Annotated in this window: 21 protein-coding genes; 8 read left to right on the top strand and 13 right to left on the bottom strand. The window is 60.0% G+C overall.

Annotated elements, in window-relative coordinates; genetic code table 11:
- Positions 1-238: 238 nt before the first annotated feature.
- The 3 genes from U9R25_10450 to U9R25_10440 are packed head-to-tail and all read left to right on the top strand — an operon-like array spanning position 239 to position 6334.
- Entirely contained in the window at positions 239-841 is a 603-nt protein-coding gene (locus U9R25_10450) for a hypothetical protein (protein ID MEA3336320.1), read from the top strand.
- Positions 838-5202, top strand: a complete 4365-nt coding sequence (locus U9R25_10445; GenBank protein MEA3336319.1) for a PQQ-binding-like beta-propeller repeat protein — start codon at positions 838-840, stop codon at positions 5200-5202. Before U9R25_10450 ends, U9R25_10445 begins: the two co-directional genes overlap by 4 nt.
- Positions 5203-5245: 43 nt before the next feature.
- The gene (locus tag U9R25_10440) at positions 5246-6334 is read left to right on the top strand and encodes a cytochrome c peroxidase (GenBank protein MEA3336318.1); all 1089 of its coding nucleotides are present in this window, start codon (positions 5246-5248) and stop codon (positions 6332-6334) included.
- Positions 6335-6464: 130 nt separating this feature from the next.
- On the opposite strand, the gene U9R25_10435 is transcribed toward U9R25_10440, so the two are convergent.
- Positions 6465-8327 carry a hypothetical protein gene (locus tag U9R25_10435; protein ID MEA3336317.1) on the bottom strand — a complete coding sequence of 621 codons (1863 nt, stop codon included), beginning with the start codon at positions 8325-8327 and terminating at the stop codon, positions 6465-6467.
- Between the two features lie 241 nt (positions 8328-8568).
- Here U9R25_10435 and U9R25_10430 point away from each other — a divergent pair, with 241 nt between their 5' ends.
- Both U9R25_10430 and rhaI read left to right on the top strand, forming a co-directional pair.
- Entirely contained in the window at positions 8569-9531 is a 963-nt protein-coding gene (locus tag U9R25_10430; protein ID MEA3336316.1) for an acetylxylan esterase, read from the top strand.
- Between the two features lie 50 nt (positions 9532-9581).
- Entirely contained in the window at positions 9582-10826 is a 1245-nt protein-coding gene (gene rhaI / locus U9R25_10425) for an L-rhamnose isomerase (protein ID MEA3336315.1), read from the top strand.
- Positions 10827-10907: 81 nt separating this feature from the next.
- On the opposite strand, the gene U9R25_10420 is transcribed toward rhaI, so the two are convergent.
- The 10 genes from U9R25_10420 to fdnG form a co-directional block, all read right to left on the bottom strand.
- The gene (locus U9R25_10420) at positions 10908-11933 is read right to left on the bottom strand and encodes an ABC transporter permease (GenBank protein MEA3336314.1); all 1026 of its coding nucleotides are present in this window, start codon (positions 11931-11933) and stop codon (positions 10908-10910) included.
- A complete protein-coding gene (locus U9R25_10415) occupies positions 11896-12837 on the bottom strand; it encodes an ABC transporter permease (protein MEA3336313.1) in 942 nt (313 codons plus the stop codon). The genes U9R25_10420 and U9R25_10415 overlap by 38 nt, the downstream gene beginning before the upstream one ends.
- A 199-nt stretch (positions 12838-13036) precedes the next feature.
- Complete coding sequence (locus U9R25_10410) at positions 13037-14764, bottom strand: peptide ABC transporter substrate-binding protein (GenBank protein ID MEA3336312.1); 1728 nt, start codon at positions 14762-14764, stop codon at positions 13037-13039.
- Between the two features lie 129 nt (positions 14765-14893).
- Positions 14894-15955, bottom strand: a complete 1062-nt coding sequence (locus tag U9R25_10405; protein MEA3336311.1) for a uroporphyrinogen decarboxylase family protein — start codon at positions 15953-15955, stop codon at positions 14894-14896.
- 38 nt (positions 15956-15993) lie between these two features.
- On the bottom strand, positions 15994-16488 hold the full coding sequence (locus tag U9R25_10400; protein MEA3336310.1) for a glutamate mutase L: 495 nt from the start codon (positions 16486-16488) through the stop codon (positions 15994-15996).
- The gene (locus tag U9R25_10395; GenBank protein MEA3336309.1) at positions 16460-16885 is read right to left on the bottom strand and encodes a hypothetical protein; all 426 of its coding nucleotides are present in this window, start codon (positions 16883-16885) and stop codon (positions 16460-16462) included. The genes U9R25_10400 and U9R25_10395 overlap by 29 nt, the downstream gene beginning before the upstream one ends.
- A 109-nt stretch (positions 16886-16994) precedes the next feature.
- Complete coding sequence (locus tag U9R25_10390) at positions 16995-17804, bottom strand: formate dehydrogenase accessory protein FdhE (protein ID MEA3336308.1); 810 nt, start codon at positions 17802-17804, stop codon at positions 16995-16997.
- Between the two features lie 96 nt (positions 17805-17900).
- On the bottom strand, positions 17901-19058 hold the full coding sequence (gene nrfD, locus U9R25_10385; GenBank protein MEA3336307.1) for an NrfD/PsrC family molybdoenzyme membrane anchor subunit: 1158 nt from the start codon (positions 19056-19058) through the stop codon (positions 17901-17903).
- Positions 19055-19876: a 4Fe-4S dicluster domain-containing protein gene (locus U9R25_10380; GenBank protein MEA3336306.1), complete on the bottom strand. Its 822-nt coding sequence runs from the start codon at positions 19874-19876 to the stop codon at positions 19055-19057. Before U9R25_10380 ends, nrfD begins: the two co-directional genes overlap by 4 nt.
- A gap of 1 nt (position 19877) precedes the next feature.
- On the bottom strand, positions 19878-22955 hold the full coding sequence (fdnG, locus tag U9R25_10375; GenBank protein MEA3336305.1) for a formate dehydrogenase-N subunit alpha: 3078 nt from the start codon (positions 22953-22955) through the stop codon (positions 19878-19880).
- A gap of 473 nt (positions 22956-23428) precedes the next feature.
- Here fdnG and U9R25_10370 point away from each other — a divergent pair, with 473 nt between their 5' ends.
- The 3 genes from U9R25_10370 to U9R25_10360 all read left to right on the top strand — a co-directional run bounded on the left by U9R25_10370 (position 23429) and on the right by U9R25_10360 (position 24430).
- The gene (locus tag U9R25_10370) at positions 23429-23602 is read left to right on the top strand and encodes a hypothetical protein (protein ID MEA3336304.1); all 174 of its coding nucleotides are present in this window, start codon (positions 23429-23431) and stop codon (positions 23600-23602) included.
- A gap of 118 nt (positions 23603-23720) precedes the next feature.
- Entirely contained in the window at positions 23721-24284 is a 564-nt protein-coding gene (locus U9R25_10365; GenBank protein ID MEA3336303.1) for a hypothetical protein, read from the top strand.
- A gap of 8 nt (positions 24285-24292) precedes the next feature.
- Positions 24293-24430 carry a hypothetical protein gene (locus U9R25_10360; protein MEA3336302.1) on the top strand — a complete coding sequence of 46 codons (138 nt, stop codon included), beginning with the start codon at positions 24293-24295 and terminating at the stop codon, positions 24428-24430.
- A 44-nt stretch (positions 24431-24474) separates the two neighbouring features.
- Here U9R25_10360 and U9R25_10355 read toward each other — a convergent pair whose 3' ends face one another.
- Both U9R25_10355 and U9R25_10350 read right to left on the bottom strand, forming a co-directional pair.
- Positions 24475-25305 (bottom strand): sugar phosphate isomerase/epimerase family protein, encoded by an 831-nt coding sequence (locus U9R25_10355; protein MEA3336301.1) that lies wholly within the window; start codon positions 25303-25305, stop codon positions 24475-24477.
- 63 nt (positions 25306-25368) lie between these two features.
- The gene (locus U9R25_10350) at positions 25369-26907 is read right to left on the bottom strand and encodes a YifB family Mg chelatase-like AAA ATPase (GenBank protein MEA3336300.1); all 1539 of its coding nucleotides are present in this window, start codon (positions 26905-26907) and stop codon (positions 25369-25371) included.
- Positions 26908-26948: the final 41 nt, after the last annotated feature.

The raw sequence follows: 26948 nt of genomic DNA, 5'->3' as shown, positions 1-26948 counted from the left end.
ACCCTGACGAACCATTGCTGCATTACACTGTTGATCATTTGTCTGGGTACGATGCTCGGAGGACGCTGGCGCATCGAAATTCCAATCAAAGAAATCGGGTGGTTCGTTGCATGATGCTGTTGGCGTCATGCCATTCTCATATTGATGTGATAGTACTATGATTCGACCTGTCCTGGCTTCGCAAAGATCTGTTTGGCCCGTGGTAGCAACAACGCCGGTCACTTCCGGAGGGACCCGGTTGTTCAGATGGTGGGACGACGATGGCGCAATCGAGGGATGCACCGCGGCCTGGCAGGCCGTGCAGGCCACTAGCTTCGCCGCCAGCCTCAACGATCTCAGTGGCAACGACAAACTGCTCAACCCGATGGGATGGCCTGGCTGGAATGGAGTAACCGGCTGGGCCTTCTCCGGCAGCGAATATTTGCGTACAGGCATCAACCTTAAGGGCAACTTCTCCCTCCTGGTTCAATTCTCCGATGCGGGGATTGGAACGAGCCTGATCGGGGTTTTCCACTGGGGCAAGTACTTCGGCATCAGACCCAACAACTACAACGGAGTGGCCACATACAGCTATGGCTTCGAGTTCCAGATTCAGCCGCCGCAACATGAACGGGGGAATATCGGGCTGGCGGGCAACCAGCCCTACCGGGATGGTTTGCGCGATGGCGCACCCATTTCCAGCGAATGGACAGGGGCGTCTGAATGTTATATCGGCACAATGAACGGCTCGACAGCATTCTTTGTGGGCAACATTCAGGCTGTGGCCATCTACCATCGCGTGCTGAGCCCGAATGAGGTATCGACGATCGCTTCAAATATGGAGGCGCTGCAGAACTTATGACCTGGACAACCGCATTTGCCAACAACCAGAGGACCAGTTACACGCCCGCCGGCCTGCCACTCGGACAATTATTTGTTCAATGGTACGTGGAGTTTGAGCCCTATATCACGCCCGATACGCAGCCCATCACCGATGGACAGCTCGTGTACGTTGCCACATCCCGTGGCCTCTATGCCATCGATGTCAGTTCCGGCGGCCTGAGTTGGCTCTTTGCGACCGCCTTGCCCTGCGCCACACCCACCCTTGAGGCTGGTGTGCTCTACGTGCCCTGTATGGATCGGCGGCTCTACGCGCTGAATGTGACAAACGGCTCCGAGCTCTGGCACTTCGAGGCTCAGGGGGGATTCCAGGCAACCCCCCTGGTGGTAGATACCGGCACGCAGACGGTGGTGGTCGCAGCCTGCCGGGATGGCAACATCTATGGCCTGGACAGCAACGGTGGTGCAATCTGGAGCAGCGGGACCGGCGGACCCATCACCCAGTCCCCCGCCGCCGCATCGGACGGTTCGGCCATATTCGCCGTCTCGTGGGACAACTTCGTTTACAAAATCAACCCCAACGACGGCGCACAACTGGCGATCTCGGGCAAGCTGCCCGGGGACCTGGCCATCGGTTTCGCAACCGTCCTGGCTGAGGACGCTGACTTACTCTTCGTAACGAAAGCCCTGGGCAACTACCGCTCCGGCAGTTTTGTCCCCGGTGCCTACAACGTTCGCGAAAACTATTCACAGATCCACATCGAAAACGATATCCTCACCGATGGCCAGGTGGAAAACCTTCCTGCAGCGCCTGGCGATTGGATGTATCAATCAGGCAGCGAGACCGGCCCCTGGCCCGCCGGCGCCACCACCTACGACCTCAACCAGGGGGCGACCCTGACGGGGTACGATGGCCAGCCGGTGACCATTCCCTCGGCGGTACAGGTCTTTGAGGACAACCCTCAGATGGTTTCGCTGCATCTTCTGAATCCGGCTGATCTATCCTTCGCCGAATGGGATCTGGATGGTGACGGTCAGGATGAAAAGCCGCCCTTCTCATGGCATGGCACCCACAGCGGCAGCAGCCGCTACCCGCCAGTGGTCGATGGCAGCGGCACGGTCTACTTGTTCCTCAAGACGAAGGGCACGCGGTATATTCCCAGGAGTTACCTATGCGCCTGGAACATCGGCACGTCTCACGTCTGGCCGATTCCCGAGTTCTTCGAGGCCTCCGATGAGCCTGCCGCCCTTTCGATTGCAGGCACGACGATCCACTCGCGGCTGATTCTGGACCGCAGATATGTTTCAGCCGATATAACCAACAGCACTGACACCCTGGAACACCACCATGCCTACGACAACGAGAACGGTTTTAGACTCAAGGCTCCCGGCTACGATAGTTCCTACGGCGCCCGGGATACACGGGTGGTATTTGGCGGCGAGGATGGCGTCTACGGCCAGGCAGGCCTGATGTCGCCCGCAGTGCCGATAAACAACGGGGTCTTCATGCTGGCCAGAAATTCGCTGCTCTTCTGGTCTTCCGCGGATATCGGTGAAGCCCCCCGGGTGGCCTTCTTCGCCAGCCAGCCAGCCGTCTATGACCCGGTGGAGCTCAGTGCCCAGGCGTTGCTGGACCAGGAAATCTCGACCCTGGTCGCGGGGCAGCATTTGCGCCCCGGCTACCTGGCCCAGGGTCTGCAGCAGGGCGAATGGGACAATTCAGCCCTCATCTATCCCCGTTTGACCGAGTATTACCGCGAGCCGGGACCATGGCTGGCGGCGCTGCTGCGAGCCTTCGAGTACGTGAGTTCCCCCCTTCAGCAAGACCTGGAAAACTTCATTGATACGGAATGGCAGAATCACAGCCCAAGCGCATGGGCCCAGATTGCCTGGAACGCGGGTGAAAGCCGCAACTGGGCCGATATCCCCGACGATGCGGGCATGGCGGACGTGCAGGGTACGGGAAGCCTGTATCAGTTCATTTGGCGTTTCAATCCGGTGGGCGTGTATGCCACCTGGAAATATGCAGCGACGTTGGGTCGGGATGCCGTCTCTTTGCTCGCCGACATCGATGGATCGGGCATCGTGACCGACATGGAGAACGCAGCCAACGGCGACTTCGACGATCGCATCGTGAAGGAGATGTGGCTGCTCAATGGCTGGATCGCGGGCATGTGGGGCTATGCCGAGTTGGCCGCGCTGGCTGGAGACCCGGTAAAAGCCGCGACCTGGCGGGCCAACAGGGACCGATTGCTGAACCTGTGGCGGGACAACTTTACCTGGCAGACCGCCTGGCCTGTCGCCGAGCAGGATAATCCCGAGGGAGACTCCAGGCGAAGCCTCAACATCATGCGTTCATGGCTCTGGATGGTGCCGGAACAGGTCACCTGGGTGCGGGAGAATGTCGCGCTGAGCGATACCATCGACCGTCTGATTTCACTGGCACCCCATTGGTTTGTCTCACGCTTCTGGACAGTCATCTCGGAGGGAGCGTCCCAGCCCCTGCACGATCGCTCTTTCTTCCGCGGCCTGGCCCTGGCGGCACTGAAGCCGCTCCCCTTGCTCAACGGCTATCTGGATGTTGCCGCCTTTCCGGTCGGGGATGGCCAGCACATCGAAAATCTGGTCGATTACCTGGAGAGTAGCCAGATAGATCGAGCCGGCGACTCAACGGTCACGGCGACCATTCTTTTCCAGGCAACCTTCACCGAGGCCGGCGTCGCCTTGGCGGATAGCGATCTGGCAGGCGCTGAACCGGTTTGCTCCGTGCGGGGGTTCGCCCGGGACGGCGGTGTGTCCATAACGCCCGTCCAAATCGCTGCCACCTCATATGATGGGGTGGTGAAAACCTGGCGATACCGTCTTGAAAATGCAGACCTGGGCCGCTATCAGTATGTAGCCCTGTTTCATACCAGCTATGCCAATGCTGATCAAAGCGATGTGTGGGCACTGGGTGCCGTTCTCGATGCGCCTCTCAGCGCCGTCGGCGTGCAGAGCCTTTCGGCTGAAGCCCTCGCCCAATTCGTCACAGACGATACGGGCGAAACAGTGGCCATCGACGGCTCGGTGGCCCAATTGGCGCATGCTACCGGCTTCAGCACCTTCGACCCATCCGGTGACCACGTTTTGGCTGACGTACGAATGATCAACGGCGCACTGACCGACGGGTCCCCGGACTTTGCCGATCGCCCCACCCTGCACCTTCAACAACTTAAGCTGGAGTGCGATATCGGTGGCCAAGGGGCCCTGGATATCAAAAACGCCAGTGGATTCGGGCAGCGCAATATTGGTGGAAATATCGGACAGCTCAACACAGGGGAAAAAGGGCAATACAACTACGCCATTGCGGGTCCCGGACAGTACAACCGTGGTCGCGCTCAGGGTCAGTATAACCACGCTGTAGCCGGCTATGGCCAGGAAAACAGCGGCACCGGCGCAGGGCAACACAACCAGGGCGATTCATTTGGCCAGACCAATGTGGGCTCGAATGCAGGACAGCAGAATACGGCTGGAGGGTCGGGACCTGGCCAGGAGAACAAGAGCATCTCCGGGCCAGGGCAATACAACATCGGCACCACACAGGGACAGCACAACCAGGCTACCTCAGGATCGGGACAGCAGAACGAGGGCACCATAAAGGATGTGGAGGGTTTCGATCCTGACATTCTCACCAGTGGTTTCTGGCAGCGATTGACCAGCACCATGACCACGGTCGGCAGCGTTGGAAAACAGATTGTGGATCGGCTGGACGTCGCCGTTTCCAGTCGTAGCAGCCATAGCGCCGACGATGTGATCGATGGCCTGCCATCGGCGACAGATATCGACACGCAATTGAGCGGTACTCATGGTGCAGGTTCCTGGCAGGGCAATGGCTCACCCCCAATGGGCACCTCCGACGGCATCGTGGCCGGCCCGGTGGGCGCCATCTGGGATGATGGCAGTGCCGCAGACGTTTCGATCACCACGAGCAACAATGCCGGCGCCCTCACCATTCACCAGGATGTCACCTTCAGAGTCGCGCTGAGTAATTTGAAGATTCCGAGCAATTGGAGTATGCTGACCTGGACCGTTGACCGGGCCAGCGGCGAAAACCCGGTGATCCAGATTCAGGCTATCGATGGCGGTGACGCCCAGGATGGCTTGAAGTCGATCTCAGGTAATGTACCAGAGGCCGCTGGCCTCACGCGCAGCGATGGCTCCCTGGTAGTGGATGCTCCGGCGGGCCAGATTGGTATCAAACTGACCGCAGATGCAACCACTTTGTTGAATCTGCTCAAAGGTGCACAATGGACTCTCACAACCATGAACACACAGGGGAAAGACCTGCCGCTGGCAGTTGGGGTCTGTGATATCCTGCCCTCGCAGAACCACAGGGCTGTCTGAGTTCGCTCGATTTGCGATCTTCCTGCGACAGCGGCTGATTCTGATGGCAGTAACAGCCGCCGTTGTATTGATGGCTGGCTGCGGGCCTCCTTCTCCAATCCCCCCGGAACCGCCACCAGAAGCAACCGTTTCTGAGGAACCCATACTGCTGCCCACAGCAGCCCCATCGCCGACGCCGGCAGCGGCCTGGCCGCCCCCGGAGGGCGCTGTCAAAAATCCGCCCACGGCGGAAAAAATCGAGTTGGGCCGGCAGCTCTTTTTTGAACCTATCCTTTCGGACAGTGGCGGAATGTCATGCGCCACCTGCCACCGTCCCGAACTGGGTTTCAGCAATGGACAACCCGTCAGTCCCGCCCGACCGGGAGCGCCGCCGCGCAACGTGTCTACCCTGTGGAATACCGGCTTCAATCGCTTCCTGTTGTGGGATGGTCGTGAAAGCTCCCTGGAAGAACATGCTCGTCTGCCCCTTACCCTGCCCCATGAAATGGCCTCAGATCCGGACCGGATCGTGGCGACGCTGCAGGGGATACCAGCCTACGTCCAGATGTTCAACACTGTTTTTGGCGGGACTGAGCCGATTTCCTTTGAGAATACCACCCGGGCCCTGGCTGCCTTCCAGCGATCGCTGATCAGCGATACCAGCCCCTACGATCGTTTCGTGGCTGGCGAAAAAAGCTCGCTGACGCCGGAACAACAGCGGGGAATGGCCCTGTTCTTCTCCCAGCGTACCAACTGCAGCGAATGCCACCAACCACCGACCTTTGCCATGGAGACTTTCCGGGTCGTCGGTGTGAACAGCGAGGATCCAGGGCGCGCCGCCGTCCACGAACGGGGTTTGTATGGCGCGTTCAAGGTTCCGACTCTGCGCAATATCGCCCGCACGGCACCCTATATGCACGATGGGTCCTTTGCTGCCCTGGAGAATGTGGTAGATTTCTACGCGGCAGGCGCGGGCCGGGCTCACGACTTCCCCAACGTAGATCCCCTGCTCAAGGGCTTTGATCTGGACGAGCAGGACCGCGCCGACCTGGTGGCCTTTTTGACGGCCCTTACCGATGAAAGCGGGTTACCCGATGTGCCGGAAAGAGCCCTCTCGGGTCTGCCGGTGATTGCTCCCGTCGATCAGAAATGATGGGGAAGTAAAAAGAACGAGGCGGGAAAAAAAGAGGGAAAGAGCAGACCACAGACATGGAACGGAGCGGTGAAAAAGCTGCACAACCCGAGGACTGTGCAGCTTGTGTCATATTGGAGTTATCTTCCTCTTAGTTGTAACAGGGTTGGCCTTGGACACAGCCCCAACGGCCCGACACCCGCATAGCATCCTGGATATCTATGACCCAGTCGTTGTTAAAATCGTACTCGGGAACGTAGCACGTCGACGACAGAATACGGCAATTCCAATGGCTGGCCACCTCGGTGATGTCTCCCGTATCGATGATGCCATCGCAGTTGAGGTCGTAAGCAGAGCAGGCATTCACAGGCACGAACATGGGACCAGAGAAGCAGGGCCAGGTCGTGCTGGTGTTGTCGGTCCAGCAGTATTGAGCGTCGGCCAGGCCCTGGTCCACCTGCCACGTTGTGATCGTCTCGCTTTGAGGCACATACCAGAGCACGATGTTGTCGTCGTCAACCGACTCGCCGTTGATAAACTGCTCAGGGCCCTGGCGATGATCGGCGTTGCAGCAGCTTCCCTGCTGTGGCATATCCCCATCGCCTTCAGATTCCTTGTGCTGCGTTACGTAGGTATAGGCGTTATCACCGGTGCCACTATCATCGAACTGCCCCTGGCCCGGCTCGATGAAAAAGCCGGTGCCGGACGCGTCCATCACCCGGTAGCGATATCCCTCGGGGGTGTAGGGACCACTCTGGAGCCACCAGGCTTCGCTTGCCTGGGTCTGCCAGTCGTTGCCATCCCACACCTGGATCGAATCATTGGGATCCCCGTCGACGGCGATGTCGATGCGAACCACGGGGCGGTAGGTAGCCTCCTCGAGCTGGTTGTTGCCGCAACCCTGGCCAAACACCACAGTAACTACGCGGAAACGACCGTCGGTGAAGAACTGGAAATGCTGCTCGTAGCGGTAATTGCAGCTGGCGCCCCAATTGCTCATGCGGAAATCCTGGACAACCTCGAATCCTGTGTAATCCAGATTCTCGTAGAGATCGAGTACCTGGGTAACGCCGAAGGGATAGATTGGAAAACCGCCACCACCGCCACCGCAACCGGTATAATCCACGAATCCCCAGCTTGGAGGATAATGGGCATGCCATTCGATGAGTTTCATGCGGGTCGCCACTGCCACGTCGCCGCCACCTGCATCATAAGTGACGCTGGTGATCTCGAGCGCATCCGTGGGTGTGGTACGATAGTCCAGCTTCCAGCCATCCCGGTCAACGCTGATGGTGGTGCCGCAATCCTCGGGTTCCCGTTCCGGTTTCGGGTCAAAGACATTGCTCTGCAGGGCCGCGGGCCGGCCCGACCACCAGATCTTTTCAATGTCGTCGTCGACCAGGTCGACGGCAACCCAGAGGGCGCCACTATCCACGAAGAAAACGGCGCCGGCACAGAGACGCCCACCTTGACATTCCGTATCCATGCGGTTGATGTGCATCAGGCGAATCTGGTCCGACCGGGGCGAGAATCCCAGGGCCGCTGCCACATCGGCATCGGTCTGGATGATTTCGACCGCCCGATCGTGGAGACGCTTGTTGATCAATGGCGTTGAGTCGGCGATGCGGAAAACATCCAGCACCTCCCCTGAGCGCTGGTGCACGATAGCCGTAACAGCTGCCAACTGCTCGAAATCGTAGATGTCCACCTGGTAGCAGGTGCCGTCAATACACTGGCCCAAACCGGGAGCGTAAGGGCCGAAGAGGGGAAAGACCTCAAACACCTCCGCACGATGGCCATCGATCAGATCAATCACCTCCGCTGAATTGAGTGCCAGGTCCTGGGCCTCCACCTGTTCGTCGCCTAGCCGCTGCTCGTTGGGATTCAGGGGTCGAATAGGGGCGGTGTCGGCCGCTGCCCCCAAGGGAATAAAACCGGCGAAGACTGCCAGCGCTAACAAGAGGGTTACGCCCAGCACAAGCGGCATCCGAAAGCGATCAGTCCGATCCATCATTATCTCCTGCCTTTGAATTGTCGGGAAAGCGGGTGTTCTCAACGACTGAGGTGAGACGCATTCACAGCACATGCGATGTGCAAGTGTAACGCAAGGTCAGTCAGCTGTCAAACTGAGAGACTCGCGAGTCGAGATTCTTCGGCGCAGACGCCTCGCGCCGGGGGTGACAAAATCTCTTTGTAGTGCTAAGATAGGCGAAACTATTCTCCTCCGTCAAAGAGAATCGCCAAGGAGCACGATAATGCCATTGCAATTTGACCTATCCTTCGACGAGCTTTTCACTTACCAGGGCACCAATCCCAGGCCCGATGACTTCGACAGCTATTGGGATGCTGCCATCGCTGAAATCCGAGTCCAGGATCCACAGGTGGAGTTGGTGCCGGCCGGATTTCAAACCGACTTCGCCGAGTGTTTCCACCTTTACTTCACAGGCGTCGGCGGCGCCCGCGTGCACGCCAAGCTATGGCGGCCGAAAAACGCCACCGGGCCTCACCCTGCTCTGCTGGTCTTTCACGGCTATTCGTGGCACGCGGGCGACTGGTCAGAGCGACTTGGCTACGCGGCCCAGGGCTATACGGTTGCCGCGCTGGACTGTCGTGGTCAGGGCGGGCAATCGGAAGACCCGGGTGGCGTCCAGGGCTGGACCCTTCGGGGGCACATGGTTCGCGGCCTTGGTGGCCCCTCCGAGAAACTGCTTTTTCGCCAGATCTTCCTCGATACCGCCCTGCTGGCGCGCATCGTTATGGACATGCCAGAGGTGGATGAAAAGCGTGTGGGCGTCACCGGTGGCAGCCAGGGCGGAGGCCTGACCCTGGCCTGCGCGTCCCTTGAACCTCGCATCAAGCTTGCTGCACCTGTCTTCCCCTTCCTCTGCGATTACAAGCGTGTCTGGGAGATCGATCTGGACGTGGGCGCCTACGCCGAGTTGCGTGAGTGGTTTCGACGCTTCGATCCCACCCATGCCCGGGAGAACGAGGTGTTTACCCAGCTGGGCTACATCGACGTGCAGTATCTCAGTCCACGTATCCAGGCGGAGATACTGATGGGCGTTGGCCTTATGGACCAGATATGTCCACCCTCCTCCCAGTTTGCCGCCTACAACAGGATTCAGTCCAAAAAGGATGTTGTTTTCTACCCCGATTTCGGCCACGAGCCTCTACCAGGGCATGCGGACCGCATCTTTCAGTTCATGATGAACCTGTAATCGCCGACAATGAATTCGCATTGACCGACACCAACCCAAGGGGTAAGCTAATGACCGATTATCAAGCCGAATATGAGATCCTGGCCGAGCGGCTCAACGCCCGGCGCATCAACATCGAAGCGGTGAAGGAGGCGCTCAAAAGGCAACATGTAGAGACCCCCAGCTGGGGCTATGCCAACAGTGGCACCCGTTTCAAGGCTTTTGCCTGGCCGGGCGCGGCCACAACCACCCAGGAAAAGCTGGATGACGCTGCCATGGTACACAGAATGACCGGCATTGCCCCCACTGTGGCCGTTCACATCCCCTGGGACCGGCCCGAAGATGGCGATTTCGATGGCATGTGCCAGTACGCCGAGGCGCAAGGCATCCGTATCGGCGCTGTCAATCCCAACGTCTTTCAGGATGATCAATACCGTCTCGGTTCCCTGGGCAACCCCAACCCCTCCATTCAGGAACAGGCACTGGATCATATCCTCGAATGTTGCGCTATCATGCCCAAACTGAAGAGCAGCGATCTCAGCCTCTGGTTCGCCGACGGCACCAACTACCCCGGGCAGGATAGTTTGCGCGGGCGTAAACAGCGCTTCGAGCATCACCTGCGCACCATTTACCAACATCTACCAGGCGAAAGCCGCATGCTGATCGAGTATAAGTTCTTTGAACCGGCCTTCTACAGCACCGATCTGCCCGACTGGGGTACGTCTTATGCCTGGTCGCTGAAACTGGGACCACAAGCCCAGGTGCTCGTCGATCTGGGACACCACGCTCAAGGAGTAAACATCGAACAGATCGTAGCGTTTCTGCTGGATGAGGGCCGACTGGGCGGATTCCATTTCAACAACCGCAAATACGCCGACGATGACCTGATCGTGGGCAGCGTCAATCCATACGAACTGTTTCTGATCTTCAATGAGATCGTGGATGCAGCTCAGGGTGACGACCAACCGGCAAAGGCCACGGCACAGCGTATCGCTTTCATGATCGACCAGTGTCACAATGTCGAGGGCAAAATAGCGCCGATGATATATTCTGTGCTCAACTGCCAGGAAGCCTATGCCAAAGCGCTGCTGGTACGGCGGGAAGACCTGGCGCAGGCGCAAGGCGAAGGCAATGTCCTGGGAGCGCACAGCGTACTGAATGACGCCTCCCGCACCGACGTGCGTCCGCTGCTGGCGCAAGTCCGCGCTGAGTCGGGCCTGCCAACCGATCCCATCGCCGCCTACTGGGCCAGCGGGTACGAGGAGACTATCCAGAAGGAGAGGGGGCTGGCTGCGACAAGCGGCGGCTTCCAGTAGCAAGAGTATGAGGGCGTTGGGGGTAGCGGCGGCTGGAGCACACAATGTGCTTCTCACGGGCCCGCCCGGCACTGACAGACTCTAGCGATGGCGCACACGGGGATCCATGGCGTCGCGCACGGCATCTCCCAGGAAGTTAAAGGCCAGCATGGTCAGGAAAAGGGCGATGGCCGGCGAGACAATCAGGTGGGGTGCCGAGCGCAGCGCGCCATAGCCATTGCTGATCATCCCGCCCCAGCTGGGTGTGGGGGGCTGGACGCCCAGGCCGATGAAGCTGAGAAAGGCCTCGGTGTAGATATAGGTGGGGATGGCCAGGGTCCCGGCCACGATAGCCGGGCCCAGCACATTGGGCAACAGATGCCGGCGCATGATTCGCCCTCTGGGAACGCCCACCGACTGCGCGGCCTGCACGAATTCCTGGTTCTTGTGATGCAGCACCTGGCCTCGCGTCAGCCGGGCAATGCCCAACCAGCTCACCGCGCCGACGGCCACGAAGATAAAGAAGAGCCCCCCCGAGCTCTGGTCCAACCCGATGACCACCCGCTGCAGGCCCGTGGTCTCGCTGAGGTCCTGGCGGGCAATGGCGGTCAGGAAGACCTGCAGCAGAATAACCAGGATCAGGGTGGGATAACCGTAGATCACATCCACCACCCGCATCATCACGTTGTCCACCCGGGCGCTGGAGTAACCAGAGATCAGCCCATAGGCCAGGCCGATTCCAAAGCTGACAGTGGCACCTACGAAGGCCACGGCGATGGAGATCCGGGTGCCGTAAACCAACCGGCTCAGGATGTCCCGGCCCAGGCGATCGGAGCCAAAGAGGTAACGGTGACCCTCCAGCTTCTCCGCAGTAGCAATGGTGCCGGGCTTGGCCAGCTTGTCGGCAAAGCTGGTCTGCTCGTAGCTCAGGGGAGCGAACCGGTCGGGGAAGAGCGACACCACCACCAATAGCAGAATGAAGAGCAGGAAGGCGACAACCAGGGGATCGCGCAGCAGATAGCCGATCGTATCTCGCCACAGCCCGCGCGCCCGCCGCGGCGGCGCCAGATCCAGTTCCACCGGGGCCGGTTCAGGTTGTGTCACGGCTTCGGGGATCGAGGAAGACATAGCTGATATCCACAGCCAGGTTGGCCCCGACGATGATGACCGAATAGATGACGACGATGGCCATCACCATGGGGTAGTCCCGGCTGGAGATGCTGGTGACGAAGTAGCGGCCCATGCCGGGAATGGCGAAGATCTGCTCGACGACCAGCGAGCCGGTCAGTACGATAGCTGTGATGGGACCCAGGAAAGTGACTATCGGGATCAGGGCATTCCTCAGGGCGTGGCGTGTGGTAACAACCCAGGGGTGCAGGCCCTTGGCATGGGCGGCCCGAATGTAGTCCTCGTGCAGCACCTGCAGCAGGCTGGCCCGGGTCAGGCGGGCGATGATGGCCGAGACACCGGCGCCCAGGGTGATGGCCGGCAGCATAGCATGCCTGATATAGGGCACTAGGCCATCGCTCAAGCTGGCCCACTTGGCCACCGGCAGCCAGCCCAGTTCCAGGCCAAAGATCCAGTAGAGCAAGGGGCCCAGGATCAGGGCAGGGATGGAGACGCCCAGGATGGCGATGAACGTCGCTCCGTGATCGAGCCAGGTGCCATGTTTGAGCGCGGCTATGATTCCGGCGGGCAGGCCCACCAACAAGGCGAAGGCCATGGCCAGCAGGCCCAGCTGGGCCGAGACCGCCAGGCCGGGCAGCAGGTAGTTCTCCACCGGCTGCCCCCGGAAGGCCAGGGAGGGGCCAAAGCGCAGGCGCACCACGTTGCCCAACCAGGTGATGTATTGCTCTGGCAAGGGGCGGTCGAGGCCATAGATGGCCTCCATCTGCTCAACCAGGGCCGGCGGCGTCTTCTCCTTGTCAAAGGGCCCGCCCGGCAGGGAATGCATGGTCACGAAGGTGATACCGGTGACGAGAAAGAACACCGGGATGAACCACAAGAGGCGGCGGATGATAACTTGGGCCATGGGTCAGAGAAGGGGCAAGGAACTCGATATCCTTTCGACCAGTTCACAAAGTTCCCGGCGGTCTGTGCCAGGAGGACAGGCCTTGGGTGGACCTGAACATGAGCTGGGCGAAATCTCCGGATCGGTACACCGGAAGCATCTGACGGACAGGAACCGGGCGTTGCCAGCTTACAGGGACAACGCCCGGTATGTTCCTGCTCTACTGCTCGATGCTCCAGGTATCCCAGTTGTTCGGGGCAAAGGTGGTATAACCGCGCTGTACGTACGGCTTGGTCAGGATGGTGTAGCCGCGATGGTAGTAGGGCGCGGCCCGCACTTCCTCGCCGAACATGAGCGATTCTACCTGCTCATAGTACTCCTTGCGCTTGTCCGGGTCAGTCTCCAACGCGGCAGCCTGGGCCATCTCGTCGGCCTCCGAACACTCCGCCCGGGAGTAGTTGGTGCTGGCGGTGCAGTGGAAGACCTCGTAGACCCAATTGTTCTCGTCGGGATAGTCGGCACCCCAACCCAGGCGCCACATCTCCGGCATCTCCTCCAGCGGCGTCTCCGGGTTGATTCCTGCGATGAAGACGGGCCATTCCTGGGACTCCAGGTTGACGTCCACGTTGAGCGCCTCGCTCCACATGGCCTGCAACGCCTCACCCAGCACCTCTTCCAGGCTGCTTGCGAAATAGCGGTAGGTCACGGTGGGGAAGCCCTCGCCATCAGGATAGCCAGCCTCGGCCAGCCAGGCCTGGGCCTGTTCCACGTCCGTCTCTATGCCGACCTCAGGGTCGGGAGCCCCAAAGATGCCGGGCGGCGCAAACTGGGTGGCGGGCACGCCGGAGCCGACCACGTCGCGCACCATGACCTCGCGGTCAATGGCTGCCGAAAAGGCCTTGCGCACCAGGGGATCGTCGAAGGGTGGCTTGGTCATGGTAAAGCCCACATAGGTGGTGGAGGCCCTGGGGCCAATGTGCAGCTCCTGGCTCAATACCGGGTCCTCATTGATGCGGGCCCGCTCCTCCATGGGCAGTGTGCCTGGCCCATCGCCGGCCACATCCAACTCGCCTGACTCGTAGAGCGCCAACTCGGTGAACTGGTCGGTGATGATGTCCAGCACGAAGCGATCAATCTGGACCCCATCGGCATCATAGTAGTCGGGGTTCTTGACCAGGGTCAGCTGTTCGCCGTGCTTCCACTCCTCCAGCAGGTAGGGGCCGTTGGTGACGACGTTTTCCGCCTCGGTCCACAGCTCCCCATGTTCCTCCACGGCCCACTGGGGCACCGGGCGCAGGGTCCAAAGGCTGGAGATAGCCTCGAAGTAGGTGGCCGGTGCCTCCAGGGTGAACTGCACGGTGGTATCGTCCAGGGCTTTGACCCCCAGGGTGTCGATGTCGTAGCTGTCCTGATTGACATCGGTCTGGTTGATGGCCTGGGCATTCTTAATGATATAGAGCACGTAGGCGTAGGGGGAGACAGTCTCAGGAGCCACGGCGCGCTTGACGCTGTACTCGACATCGTGGGCCGTCACCGGCTTGCCATCGCTCCATACAGCGTCGTCCCGCATGTTAAAGGTCCAGACCAGGCCATCCTCAGAGATATCCCAGTCGGTGGCCAGCTCCGGCTCGACCTCGCCCGTCTCGTTGTTGAGGTTGGTCAAGCCCAGAAACATGTTCTCCAGGATGTTGATAGCAAAGGTATCCTGGGCCAGGTTGGGATCCATCGATGCCGGCTCGGCGCCGATGCTCATGGCCAGGACAACGTCCTCCTGGGCGGGCTCCTCTGGAGCGCTCGCTTCGGACGGCAGCGCCTCTTCCACTTCGGTGACAGGCTCTGCCGGCGGTGGTGCGCCGGGAGCCGCCGGCGCTACGCAGGCCGCTGCACCCACTACCAGGACGACCAGGACAACCCCTGCCGCCATCATCTTCCATCGGTTGCTCTTCATGTTTCTCCTCCTGAGGAACGCTGCTGCACGGATTCAATCGGTTAGACCTGAGTTTAACACAGCGGCCAGCAGGCGGCAAGCGGTTGAACACCATCTCCCCTGCCTTGCAAGGCCACTATGTTCAGTATATCACATTTCGTTCTGAAACCTATGGGCGGTTGAGATCGCCGTCTTGATATTGTCCCAGCTCACGTCATGCGGCAAGGTGCAGTCGGCGGCCAGGAAGAATTTATCGGGCGCATCGCGCAGTACCCGCCGCACCTCCCGTGCGATCTCTGCCTCGCCACCGGTGGCAATGACACCCTTTCGCTCCAGCCCACCCATGAATGGCCGGCCAAACAGCTCAGAGATTTCCTGACCCGACAACGCTTTTGAGCCAACACGCGGATTGCAGTTGACCACCTGCCCTGGATACTCCAGGAATGGTGTAAGGTCATCGTAACCGTATGTGTAATCGCACACATGCAGCACGTTGAAAATGCACGCCCGGTTGAATTCTTCCATCAGCGCCAGATCGTACGGCTTGATATAGTCGAGAAAGAGGGTTTTGTCCTCGAATCTGGCACTCTCGCCCCCCTGTGTCGATGCATAAAACCCATCGACACCCAAGTCAATGCACGCCCTGACAAAGGTCAACAAGCTCTCGGTAGCGATCTCGATCCCCTTTTTGGCCTGGTCAGGGTTTTCCTTGAGGTGTTCTGTGATCAAGCCGTTGCTGGCCTGCCCGGCGCACATGAACGCCGAATAAAGCGTGACGATAACGACGGCTTCATCTTTGGCTGCCCTCACCAGTCCATCCACGGCGTCCAGTTGCGGCTGGAAGAAATCCCTGGTGAGCAATGGCAGGTTGGCCCAATCCTCCGGCTTCCGGATACCGGGTTGGTAGGGAAAATTGCGTTCGTACTGGATCTTGACCAGATCCATGTCCGTATGGCGGAAAAACTCCAGGTGTTTGTCCACCGCTGCCTGCCCGAAGTGGCAGCTCGGGTCGAAATGGATAAAAAACCCAGCCGGCGTGTAATCCTGAGGCTTGCCGGCGTCCAGAATATCAAGAACGGCATCCCGTTTGTTCATTGTTTCATTACTCCCTGTTTCCTCGAGCCATGGTCCCGGCTTGGGGCCATCGGGCGTCAGGTCGATGCTGCCATGGCCGATGAGCAGATAATCGATCATGATGAAGCTGCGTTTCATCCGGGTTGGCGGGTCGTGCCGGGACAGTATAACACAGCCTACGTGAAGTTGCGCATCGAGCGACAGGATAGACCGGGCAGCGCTACGGCAACATGAACCATCTCGGATTCCAGGAAAGCGAAGTTAGCAGGGCCTCTTTTGATCGCTGAGTTCACATCCTTAGATGCGAACCAGGCCAGCCCATTGCCGATCCCCTCCTCGTCGCCACAGCCATGAGCCAGGAGCTGGACTCCCCGGAAACAGGCTCGAGGGGTCGGGATAAAGGGCGCATCCATATACTCCTCGACTACATCAAAGCCCTTGCCTCGGATAATCACCGTCTGGAACAATTCGCGGATGTGTTCATTCACTACCTCGATGCGGAAGTCGTTGATCTCCGGCATCACGTTGGGCGAGATGCGGCAGTCCACTCCGTTGTCGCCGATGGTGCGCTCGATCTGGGCCCGAATATCCTGGTTACCGGCATAGATGAAGGGCACGCCATAGTCCGAATAGGTCGTGTACCTAGTCGGCCAGAACTTGGGCGTTGTCAAGCTGCGTTTCCGAGTCGCCACCAGCATCGGTACCGCCGGCGAGCAGTACGATCTCCGGCTCGTCCTGCTCGAAGATGGCCTGAGCTTGCTCCGGGGTCAATTTTCCGTCGAGGGTATCGGGGCTGATCATGCCGCATTCGCCGCTGGGATAGTTGGCCTCGACGACGAGGCTGAGCAGCAGAGTCTCGAAGTTGCCCTCACCACCCTGCTCGGCCGGATGGGCCCAGTCCCAGAAGTTCTCTACAGCGGCTTCCCCCTGGTATCCTCCCATCAGGGCCAGATGCAACAGGTTGTACATGGCGCCCTGCTGCAGTTCCAGCTTGCGCTCTGCCAGCTTGGGATCAACCCAAATGTCGGGCACGCCCCCTTTAGCAAAGTCCCAGCAGACCTGCTTCACGATATCGCCGCCTCCTTTGGCGTGACCCTGACACCGATGGAAACGGCCATGCAGCGCATGTTCGGCGGAAATTGAACGTCAATCGGGGTGATGACCGAGTAGACCAGAGTTAGTCCCCAGGCAAGATCTGATAACCGGCATCCACGGCCGCTGCATCCATGCCGATGGTCAGGATGCGCTCCGTAGCCAGCAGACGCGGCCTGACTTGCTCGCGCTGATCCACGGTCTTGAGGTAGCCCCCGCAGGCGTCACAGACATACAGCCGGTAAACCCCGTCGTCGCTCGGATAGTAGGCCCAGGTGGAAGGATCCTCGTTGCCACAGAAGGGACAGCCGATGCGCTGGCATGGCCATCGCGTGTCGCAGGCGCTGCACAACAAGATTCGCTGACCATCTGGCCTGGTCAGGGCGGCCATGTCGGGCCCACTGCCACAGATAGGACACTGCCAGCCTGTGAAGTTCATGTCGCTCAACATGGCAGCCAGGGCGCAGGCGTGGGCCACCAGAAAGGGGCGCAGCGTCTGGTGCTGGATATAGGAACCCAATTCGGAGTGCGACTCCTGCCCGGCCATGCTCTGCCCGCTGCACGGTGGTGTAGTAGCCCGGCTGAGACGGTCCAGCTCATCCGACAGCTCAGGCCGATGCGCGGCCACAAGGGAACCCACCGTCCGCCGGAAGTCGCTTAGCTGTTGGCCGCCGGATACCAGAACCTCCTCCTGCGGGAGCAACGGCAGTCCGGACTCCAGCCGACCTTGAGCGATGTCGCGGGTCAGGGAAACGGGAGGAATGGACACCTCCAAACGGCTGCCGGCCTCCAGCAGGGCACATTCCAGATCGATAGCCTCGGCCAGGTGGGGATAGGCCGAGGCCGTCTCAACCAGTTCCGCCAGCAGGGTGTCGTAATCAGCAGGAGACTGCATTGCGGATGATCCGTCCTACCGTTGTGGGATGCGTCCAAACCAGACCGCTCAAGACTGGTCCAGTTTCGGAAAACCGGACCAGTCTGTTGGAACAATCTAGTGATACTTGGCGTCCGCCTCGCTGTCCAATACGGTCAGGTATTTGACGCCCAGGTACCAGGCCAGGGCCACGGCCGCCAGCACGCCAAGCGTACTCAACCACTCAAGCACGTGAGGGGAGTAGCTGGCACCGGGCCGGTTGATCTGGGCGAAGAGGGTGGCATTGAAGCGGTTCATCAACACCCCGAACAGGATCAACAGAGCGCCGACCGTCTGCCAAAGCCGTTGCGCCCGAAGCGACGGGATGAAGAACAGGATCATGGGCACGATCGCCCCCAGGCCCAGTTCGATCCACATCAGCAGGCTGGTACGGTCGAAGGCGAAGAGAGCTGGCAGCTCGCCTGCCACCAGGATGTCACCCAGCTTGAGCAGGGTGTACACGAGCATCACCCAGGCGGCAATGGCGGCCAGTCCCTGCGGTATCTTCACGTCCGCCTGCTTGCCTCGAATGCGACAGGCAAGCGGGTAGATGATCATGGTGACGGCCAGGCCGGCCATGATCGAGGAGATGAAAAAGAACAGCGGCAGCAACGGTGAGTACCACAGCGCCTGCAGCCGGTGGGGCATGTTCAGGTATAGGGTGCCCAGCGTCGACTGGTGCAGCGAGGAGAGGGTCACGCCAATGATCGCCAGGGCGACCCCAATGCGGTACACCAGCCTGACCGGTCCCTCCTTGTTTACCCGTTCGAACAGTTGCGGGCTGAACTCGACTGCCAGAATGATGCTGTAAAGTACGATGCACCAACTGATCTCAAACAGAGGCGAGTGGCCGTTCCAGTTGATGAAAAAGCTCCAGAAACGATCCCAGCGTCCCAGGTCCAGAAGCAACAGCACCAGGACCGCGATGTAGCCCACGAGGCCGAAGAGGACGGCCGGGCGCATGGCAGGGCGGAATTGCTCCTGTCCAAAGACGTAGACCAGCCCCGCCATGGTGAAGGCCGCTCCGCTGAAGGCGATCAGGGCGAAGTCGAAGCCGATCCAGATGCCCCAGGGGATGGCGTCACTCAGGTTCGTCGTCGGACCTAGCCCAACCACCAGTCGATAGATACCGGCCGCCGCACCGATCAGCACCAGCGCCAACAGCACGACCACCGTCACGTTTTCACCCGTCAACCTGGCCGAGGCAGGCCGTTTTTGTACAGTCGTCGCGCTCATGACTCCACCTCCTCATCGGCAGTTGGCTTCCCATCCGCGTTCAGCACCGCAACGGGACGCATGTTCTCCTCCCGTCGTTTGATAACCCACCACAGGCCGGCCGCGATGGCCGCCACGCCTACCGCGACGGTTGGCGTCTGGCCCATAACCTTTTCGGCGTACTCGGACACCGGCTGCTCGCCCAGCTTGGGGAATCCCAGGGCTGCGAAAGGCACGCCCGACAGGTAGAGCATGGAGGTGCCGCCCACCTCGTGTTCGCCGTAGATGTGGTTGATGTACTTGTGGGGTTGCGTCGCGATGCGATGGTGTGCCTCGGCCAGCAGGACGTCTCGTTCGCCGAACTGGATGGCCCCGGTAGGGCAGGCCTTGGCGCAGGCCGGCGCCATGCCATCGCCTGTGCGGTCCACGCAGAAGTCGCACTTGCGGATCAGCCCCAGCGTTTCCTGCCACTCGAAGGTGGGCACGCCAAAGGGGCAGGCGTACTGGCAGTAGCGGCAACCGATGCACTTGCTGCTGTCGTAGACCACCGGGCCCTCTGCCGTCTTCTGCAACGCGCCCACCGTGCAGGCCGACGCGCAGCCGGGATGCTCGCAGTGCATGCATTGGCGTTTCGCAAACATCCAGTAGAAACGCTCGTCGTACTCCACCTCGTTGAAGGTCACGACGGTATAGGTCTTGTCGGAGAACGCAGGCGGGTTCTGGTAGCTGCCGTTGTTGGTCGTCATCTCTGCCGGGAGGTCGTGCCATTGCTTGCAGGCGGCCTGACAGCCCCGGCAGCCGATGCACTTATTCAGATCGATCAGCATTGCCCTGGTCATGTCACACCTCCTTTCCGTTGTTGCCAACGGATTCAACAGCAGGTACCTCGCGAAAGGCCGATTGCTCCAACTTGCGCACATCACACAGAAACGCCTTGGTCTCCGGAATCATGGTGTTGGCATCGCCCACAGGCGGGGTCAACTCGTTGGCGCTGCCGCCGGTCACCAGGCCTTTGTAGCCCCAGTGCCAGGGCATGCCCACCTGGTGCACAGTCTGGCCGTTGACCTGGAAGGGTCGGAATCGTTTCGTCACCAGAGCCACAGCCTCGATGGCGCCGCGGGCCGACTCGACCGTCACCCACTCGCCGTTCCCGATGCCGCGCTCGGCAGCCAGCTCGGGACTCATCTCCACGAACATGTCTGGTTGCATTTCGGCTAACCAGGCTACGTTGCGGGTCATGGCGCCCGTCTGCCAGTGCTCGGAGACGCGGTAGGTGGTTCCAACCAACGGATAACGGGACGGGTCGCCATGCTTATCCATCTCCGAGTCCCAGATCTTGAAGGCCGGACTTATATCGCGGGCCGGATGCAGCAGATTGGCCACCGGGCTTTCCCACGGTTCGTAGTGCTCGGGGAAAGGGCCATCGGCCCTGCCGGCGCCGAAGATGCGCGCGTGGCCTTCCGGCTTCATGATGAAGGCATGACGATCGGACGGCGCCCATCCTCCGTCAGGCACATCACCCTCCCACTTGGTCTCGGAACCAGTCCAGCGGATGACGAAGCGCTCAGGGTCAAAAGGCTCGCCCTCGGCGTTGACCGAAGCCCGGTTGTAGAGGATGCGGCGATTGACAGGCCAGGCCCAGGCCCAGTTGGCATAGAGCCCGATGCCGGCGGGATGGGTGTCCACGTTGTCCCGTCGCGCCATCATGTTGCCGTCCTCGTTGTAGCTGCCACTATAGAGCCAGTTGGCGCAGGCGGTGCTACCGTCAGCCTGCAATTTGGTGAAGTTCTTGACCTGTTTGCCGGCCGGCAAGACCACGTTTCCGTCGCCATCCTTGACGTCCTCGAATGCCCAGCCGTTGATTTCCTTGGCCACCTGGTGCGGGTCCACCTCGCCCTCGCCATAGTCCCAGGCCAGGTTGAGGATAGGTTCGGCATTGGGGCCGGGGTCCCCGGCATAGAGCTGGCGCAGCCGCCGCATGATCTGGTTGGTAATCCAGGAGTCGGCCATGGCCTGGCCGGGCGGATCGACCGCCTTGTAGCGCCATTGGCCCCAGCGACCGGAGTTGGTAATGCTGCCTTCTTTTTCCACGGAGGCAGCGCAGGGCAGCAGGAAGACCTCGGTGTCGATGGTGGCCGGATCCACGCCAGGCCGCTGCCAGAAGCTGCTGGTCTCCATATCCCACAGATTGACCGCTACCATCCAATCCAGCTTTTCCATGGCCTTGCGGTTCATGTTGGCGTTGGCGCCGCCGACGGCCGGGTTCTGGCCCCAGGCGAAAAAGCCCTTGATGTCGCCCGCATACATGGCCTCGAACAGGGCCAGCCAGGAATAGTTGGCATTGTCGCCCAGCTTGGCCATCCACTGGTAGCCGAACTCGTTGTCTGCGGTGGCCTTGTCACCGAACATCCACTTGAACAGACTGACCGCGTATTTGGGGTAGTGCTGCCACCAATTGGCGCTCCTGGGATCGCTGGATTTGGGCGTGTAGGCCGCCAGGTAGGTGTCCAGGGTCTCGTCCTTGGCCCGCGGCGGCTTGAGGTAGCCAGGCAGGATGTGGAAGAGCAGGCAGTGGTCGGTGGAACCCTGCACGTTGCTCTCCCCGCGCAGCGCGTTGATACCGCCGCCGGCCCGGCCCACGTTGCCAAGCAACAGCTGGATGATGGCCGCCGTGCGGATGTTCTGCGTACCGTAGGTGTGCTGCGTCCAACCCATGGCGTACATGATCGTCGCCACCCGGTCGGGCGCGCCGGAAGAGGCATAAGCCTCGTATACCTTGAGTAGGTCTTCTTTGGGCGTGCCGGTGATGCTGCTCACCGTGTCCAGGTCGTAGCGATCGTAATGCTGGCGCAGCAACTGGAAGACACTATTGGGATGTTGCAAAGTCGCATCCTCCAGCGGAACGCCCTCGGCGTCCACCTGGTAAGTCCAGGTGCTCTTGTCATAGCTACGGTTTTCTGGCTTGTAACCGCTGAAGATGGCCTGCTCGGGATCGAAGGTGTAATCAGAATTGATCAGGAAGGGGCCGTTGGTGTACTCGACGACGTACTCTTCGTGGTATAGCCCACTGTCGAGGATATATTTGACCAGGCCGCCCAGAAAGGCGATATCGGTGCCGGAACGGAGGGGCGCGTAGATGTCCGCCCGGGCCGAGGTGCGGGTAAAACGGGGATCGACACTAATCAGGGTTGCGCCATTGTCCATGGCGGCCATCACCCACTTGAAAGAGATGGGGTGATTCTCGGCCGCATTGGAGCCCATGATCAGGATGACGTCACTGTTTTTGATATCATTCCAGTGATTTGTCATCGCTCCTCTGCCGAACGACTCTGCCAGAGCCGCAACAGTAGCGGAGTGTCATATGCGCGCCTGGTGTTCGATGTACACCAGGCCCATTGCCCTCAATGCTTTCACGAGGAGACTGCACTCCTCGTTATCCAGGGCCGCACTGCCGACGGAGGCAATAGCCTCCACCCGGCGCACTGTCCGGCCCTGCTGGTCACGCTCGATCCAGTGATCGTCCCGTGTTTTTTTGATGCGCTTGGCTATTTCGTCCAGCGCCCAATCCCACTTGACCTCTGTCCATTCGGAAGCGCCCGGCGCCCGGTAATGGGGTTTTGTGATGCGCTGCGGGCTATTGACCAGGCCGGTAAGGGTGCTGCCCTTGCTGCATAGCGAGCCAAGGTTGATGGGGTGGTCAGGGTTGCCCTCGATGTTGACCACCTCGCCATCCATGGCACCTACCACCATGCCACATCCGACCGCGCAATAGGGGCAAATAGTCAGCGTCTCGCCGATCTTCTTGTGCAGCGGAAACTCCGGACCAGCTCGTGCGCCGGCGACAGCCGTGGTAGGCAACAAAGTTGCCCCGGCCGCCAGGCCGGAGAATTTCAGGAACTCTCTGCGTGAAAGATTCATAGGCCCTACTCCTTTGTGGAGAGCGAGAGGGGAGGCGGCCGATCTATTCTGTTACCGACATCCTCGTCTTACGGTCCCCAAGAATGCCTGGCGCAGGGCACGCAACCGGCGCCCTACGATTGTGAAATCGCCATCAAGGTTGTGAATAATGGCATTAGAATTATACATCATTTTGTCCCAAAACGCAATCATTTTATGTCAACATACCGTTGGATTTGCGTCAATTGGCATGATTTTCCCGTGCTGTGAGAATGGCCGGAGATATTTTCGGGTCGCGGCCCGCTGAGGCTATCCCGGTTTGCCAGACATGAGCGATCTCTAATGGAGGGAGGGGATTGGCCGCCTGGCTAGTGAGGAGATTATCCACGTGCCGGATGCGCGTCAGGCTGTCCTGATGTAGACTGGAGGAGGAAATTGTCAATTGGTAAATTGGCGAATGATCAATTGTTGATGGCAACGGGAGGGCTAAGCCCATGAGGTATCGCGTGCATCAGTTCGACATCAAGATGACGAGGGATCAGAGTAAACTGGAGCAATTTCTGAACAGCCTGGAAGGCGAAGTGGTCGCCATCGTTCCTAACGTGACGATTTCCGTCGGCTGGATTCCCCGCGTCGATTTTCTGCTCATCGTGGAGAAACTGGGTTGATCGTGGTCGCCATCATGGTCAAACAGCGAGCCGCTGCGGGAACATCTGCATCATCTGGCACCGCAGCCGTCCGGCTCCTCTTGTTGCTAATCCTGGCCAGCACGCTGCTGCTGGCAGGGTGCGGCGAAGAGAAAGCACCTGCCTTCACCGCCGGCCAACGCCGACGATCGAAAACCGACTCAACCTGGCTGAACGCAGGGAGATATTCGACACAGTCTGGCAGACCGTGAACGAGGGTTATTTCGACTCAGACTTTGGCGGCAAGGACTGGCAGGCCATCGGCGAACGTTACCGCCAGATGCTGGCCACGGTGGAAGATGACCACACCTTCTGGCTGGAGGTGCTCAATCCCATGCTGTTCGAGTTGGAGGTGTCCCACGTCGCCGCGCTGCCGCCCGAGTTTTCCAACCAGATGGAGCCAATGACCTTCTCGGCGGGCATACTGGGCATGGATATGCGCTGGCTGGATGGCCAGTTGGTTATCACCGAGGTCGTCGCCAGATTCCCAGCGGATCAGGCCAAGCTGCGACCCGGGTTTGTGGTCACGAGCGTGGACGGATGGACTGCAGAGGAGATTGCGGCGGTTGACCTGCAAAGCCCGCCCGATAACGAGCGCAATCGGCGAGCGAACCTGGCGCAGGGAATACGCACGGCCACCGGACGCCGGGACGATGTCTGGTAGCCAATATCGTGCCCCTGCCCCACGGCCGCGTGCTGGAGGACAACGGCGTGGTACCGGACATCAAGGTGACCTTGACGCGCACACAGCTTCTTCGGGGAATCGATGCCCAACTGGAAGCCGCTATCGATTATCTTGGAGATCAATAAGTGCGAAACGATTGAGGAGGATGCTGTTTGGTACCCAACTTGCACTACGAATGCTGCACATATGCGTTGACGATGTCATCGAGAAATTCTTGTTGGTCTCTGGCCCAATGCCGGTTGGAGAAAACCTCGACCTCGTTGAAGCCATTGAACCCAGCTTCTTCCATCCATCCCCGTATCTGGCGGACAGGGATGCAGCCTTCACCCATCAGGCCCCGGTCGCACAACAGATCGGTGGTGGGGGTCATCCAATCGCAGATGTGCAAGGCATCCAGCCATCCAGACCGCCCACAGCGCTTGATCTCGGCCTCCAGATCCGTGTCCCACCAGAGGTGATAAACGTCCACCGCCACCCCCACCCACGGCGATCCGATCGCCGCGCACAGTTCATTGGCCTGCTTGAGGGTGTTGATGGCTGAGCGGCTGTCGGCGTACATGGGGTGTAGCGGCTCAATCGATAGCTTGACTTTATTAGCCTCGGCGTAAGGCAATGCCGCCTCGATGCCGGACTGGATTTGCCGGCGCGCTTCGGACAGGGGCAGATCGGGTGAAGCGCCGCACACCAGCACAATCAACGGCGCGCCAATGGCTGCCGCCTCGTCGATAGCGCGCAGGTTGTCGTCGATAGCAGCCTGGCGTTCGGCGGCTTCGGCGGCCGGAAAGAAACCCCCGCGGCAAAGAGAGACCGTTGTCATCCCGGCCGCCCGGATGCCTTCTCCAACCTGGTGCGGGTCCCGATCCTCCAGCCACTGCCGCCAGACGGTGATGCCCTTCACCCCGGCAGCAGCATAATGTTCAACCGCTTCCTCTATCCTCCAGGGTTTGGTCGTGATGGTATGAATACAGAGTTTGGAAGTGTCGGTCAATGGTTGGGCCATAAGGTCGTCTCCGGTACGTTCCTGCTCTTGTGTCTCTCGCTTCTTCGATCAATGTCAATCAGATCAGGCCTGCCACCGGGGGCGATACTGGATGGCCTCGGCCAGGTGCGCGGTTTCGATCCGCTCTGCGCCGGCCAGGTCGGCGATGGTGCGAGCCAGCTTGAGGGTGCGGTGATAGGCGCGGGCGCTCATGTGGAGTTGGCGCATGGCCGCGCGTAGCAGGCTGTGTCCAGCATCGTCTACAGGGCAATACTCCCTGATCTCGGCTGGACCCATATCGGCGTTGGTCGTCAAGCTTCTGCCGTTGGTCAGATCGGCAAAGCGTTGGCGCTGGCCCGCTCGGGCCGACTCAATACGAGCTCGAATAGCTGCGGATGGCTCTCCGCGATGACGATCGCTCAGCTTCTCATAGTCGACGCGCGGCACCTCGACATGGATGTCGATGCGGTCCCGCAGGGGGCCAGATAACCGCTTCTGGTAACGGGTTATCATCGCCATCGAGCAGGTGCACTCCTGTTCAGGATCATTGGCCCAGCCACAGGGACATGGATTCATGGCGCCGACCAACATGAAACTGGCCGGAAAGCTGAGGGTGCCCTGGGCTCGGCTGATGGTAATGGTCTTGTCCTCCAGCGGCTGGCGAAGAGTTTCCAGATTGCGCGTGCCGAACTCCGGCAGCTCATCCAGGAAGAGCACGCCCCGATGGGCCAGGCTGATCTCACCCGGTCGTGGCAACCGGCCACCGCCAACCAACCCTGCGTGGCTGATCGTATGATGGGGCGCTCGAAAAGGCCGGTAGTTGATAAGTGGGACATCGCCCGGCAACAAACCTGTCACCGAGTAAATGCGGGTGATATCCAGTGCTTCGGGCAGCGTCACCTTTGGAAGGATCGAGGGCAAAGAGCGCGCCATGAGCGTCTTGCCTGCACCAGGTGGTCCTGTCATCAGGACGTTGTGAGCCCCAGCGGCCGCCACTTCCAGAGCACGCTTCACATGCTCCTGCCCCTTGACCTCACTGAAATCGACCGCGCCGGTCGATGGTTGCGTTTCGTCAAAGGACAACAGTGGTTCGAACGGCGGGATGGGATCAAAATCGCGCAGGTGACTGACCAGCGCCGCCATGCCGGGCACGGGAATGACAGTCAGCTTCTCAATCAGCGCTGCTTCCGGTGCATCCTCCTGGGGAAGGTAGATAGTCTCGAAACCCTGCTGTTGAGCCATATGAGCCATGGGCAGAACGCCGTTGATGTGGCGAAGACTGCCATCCAGGCTCAACTCACCGATGAACAGGGCGTTTTCCAGCCGCTCCGACGCCACCTGTCCACTGGCGGCCAGCAGGCCCACAGCAATGGGCAGGTCATACACCGGTCCGACCTTTCGCAGGTCGGCCGGCGCCAGGTTGACCGTCACCCGGCCGCGGGGATACATCAGGCTGGAATTGACCAGCGCGGCTCGAACTCGTTCCGTCGACTCTTTGACTGCGGCGTCAGGTAAGCCGACCAATATAATCGAAGGCAAAGCATTGGAGTAAATATCAACCTCTACCTCAACAACGGTGCCGTCCAGTCCAATAACTGAGCAACTGAATACTTTGGCAAGCATAGCCCCCCCCGCGATAGGTTGTCGAGTAAATTGGATACGAT

Source organism: Chloroflexota bacterium (genome assembly GCA_034717495.1).
GTDB lineage: Bacteria > Chloroflexota > Anaerolineae > JAAEKA01 > JAAEKA01 > JAYELL01.
Note: the sequence above shows the minus strand (reverse complement) of the source record. Positions and strands in the feature narration are given on the sequence as shown.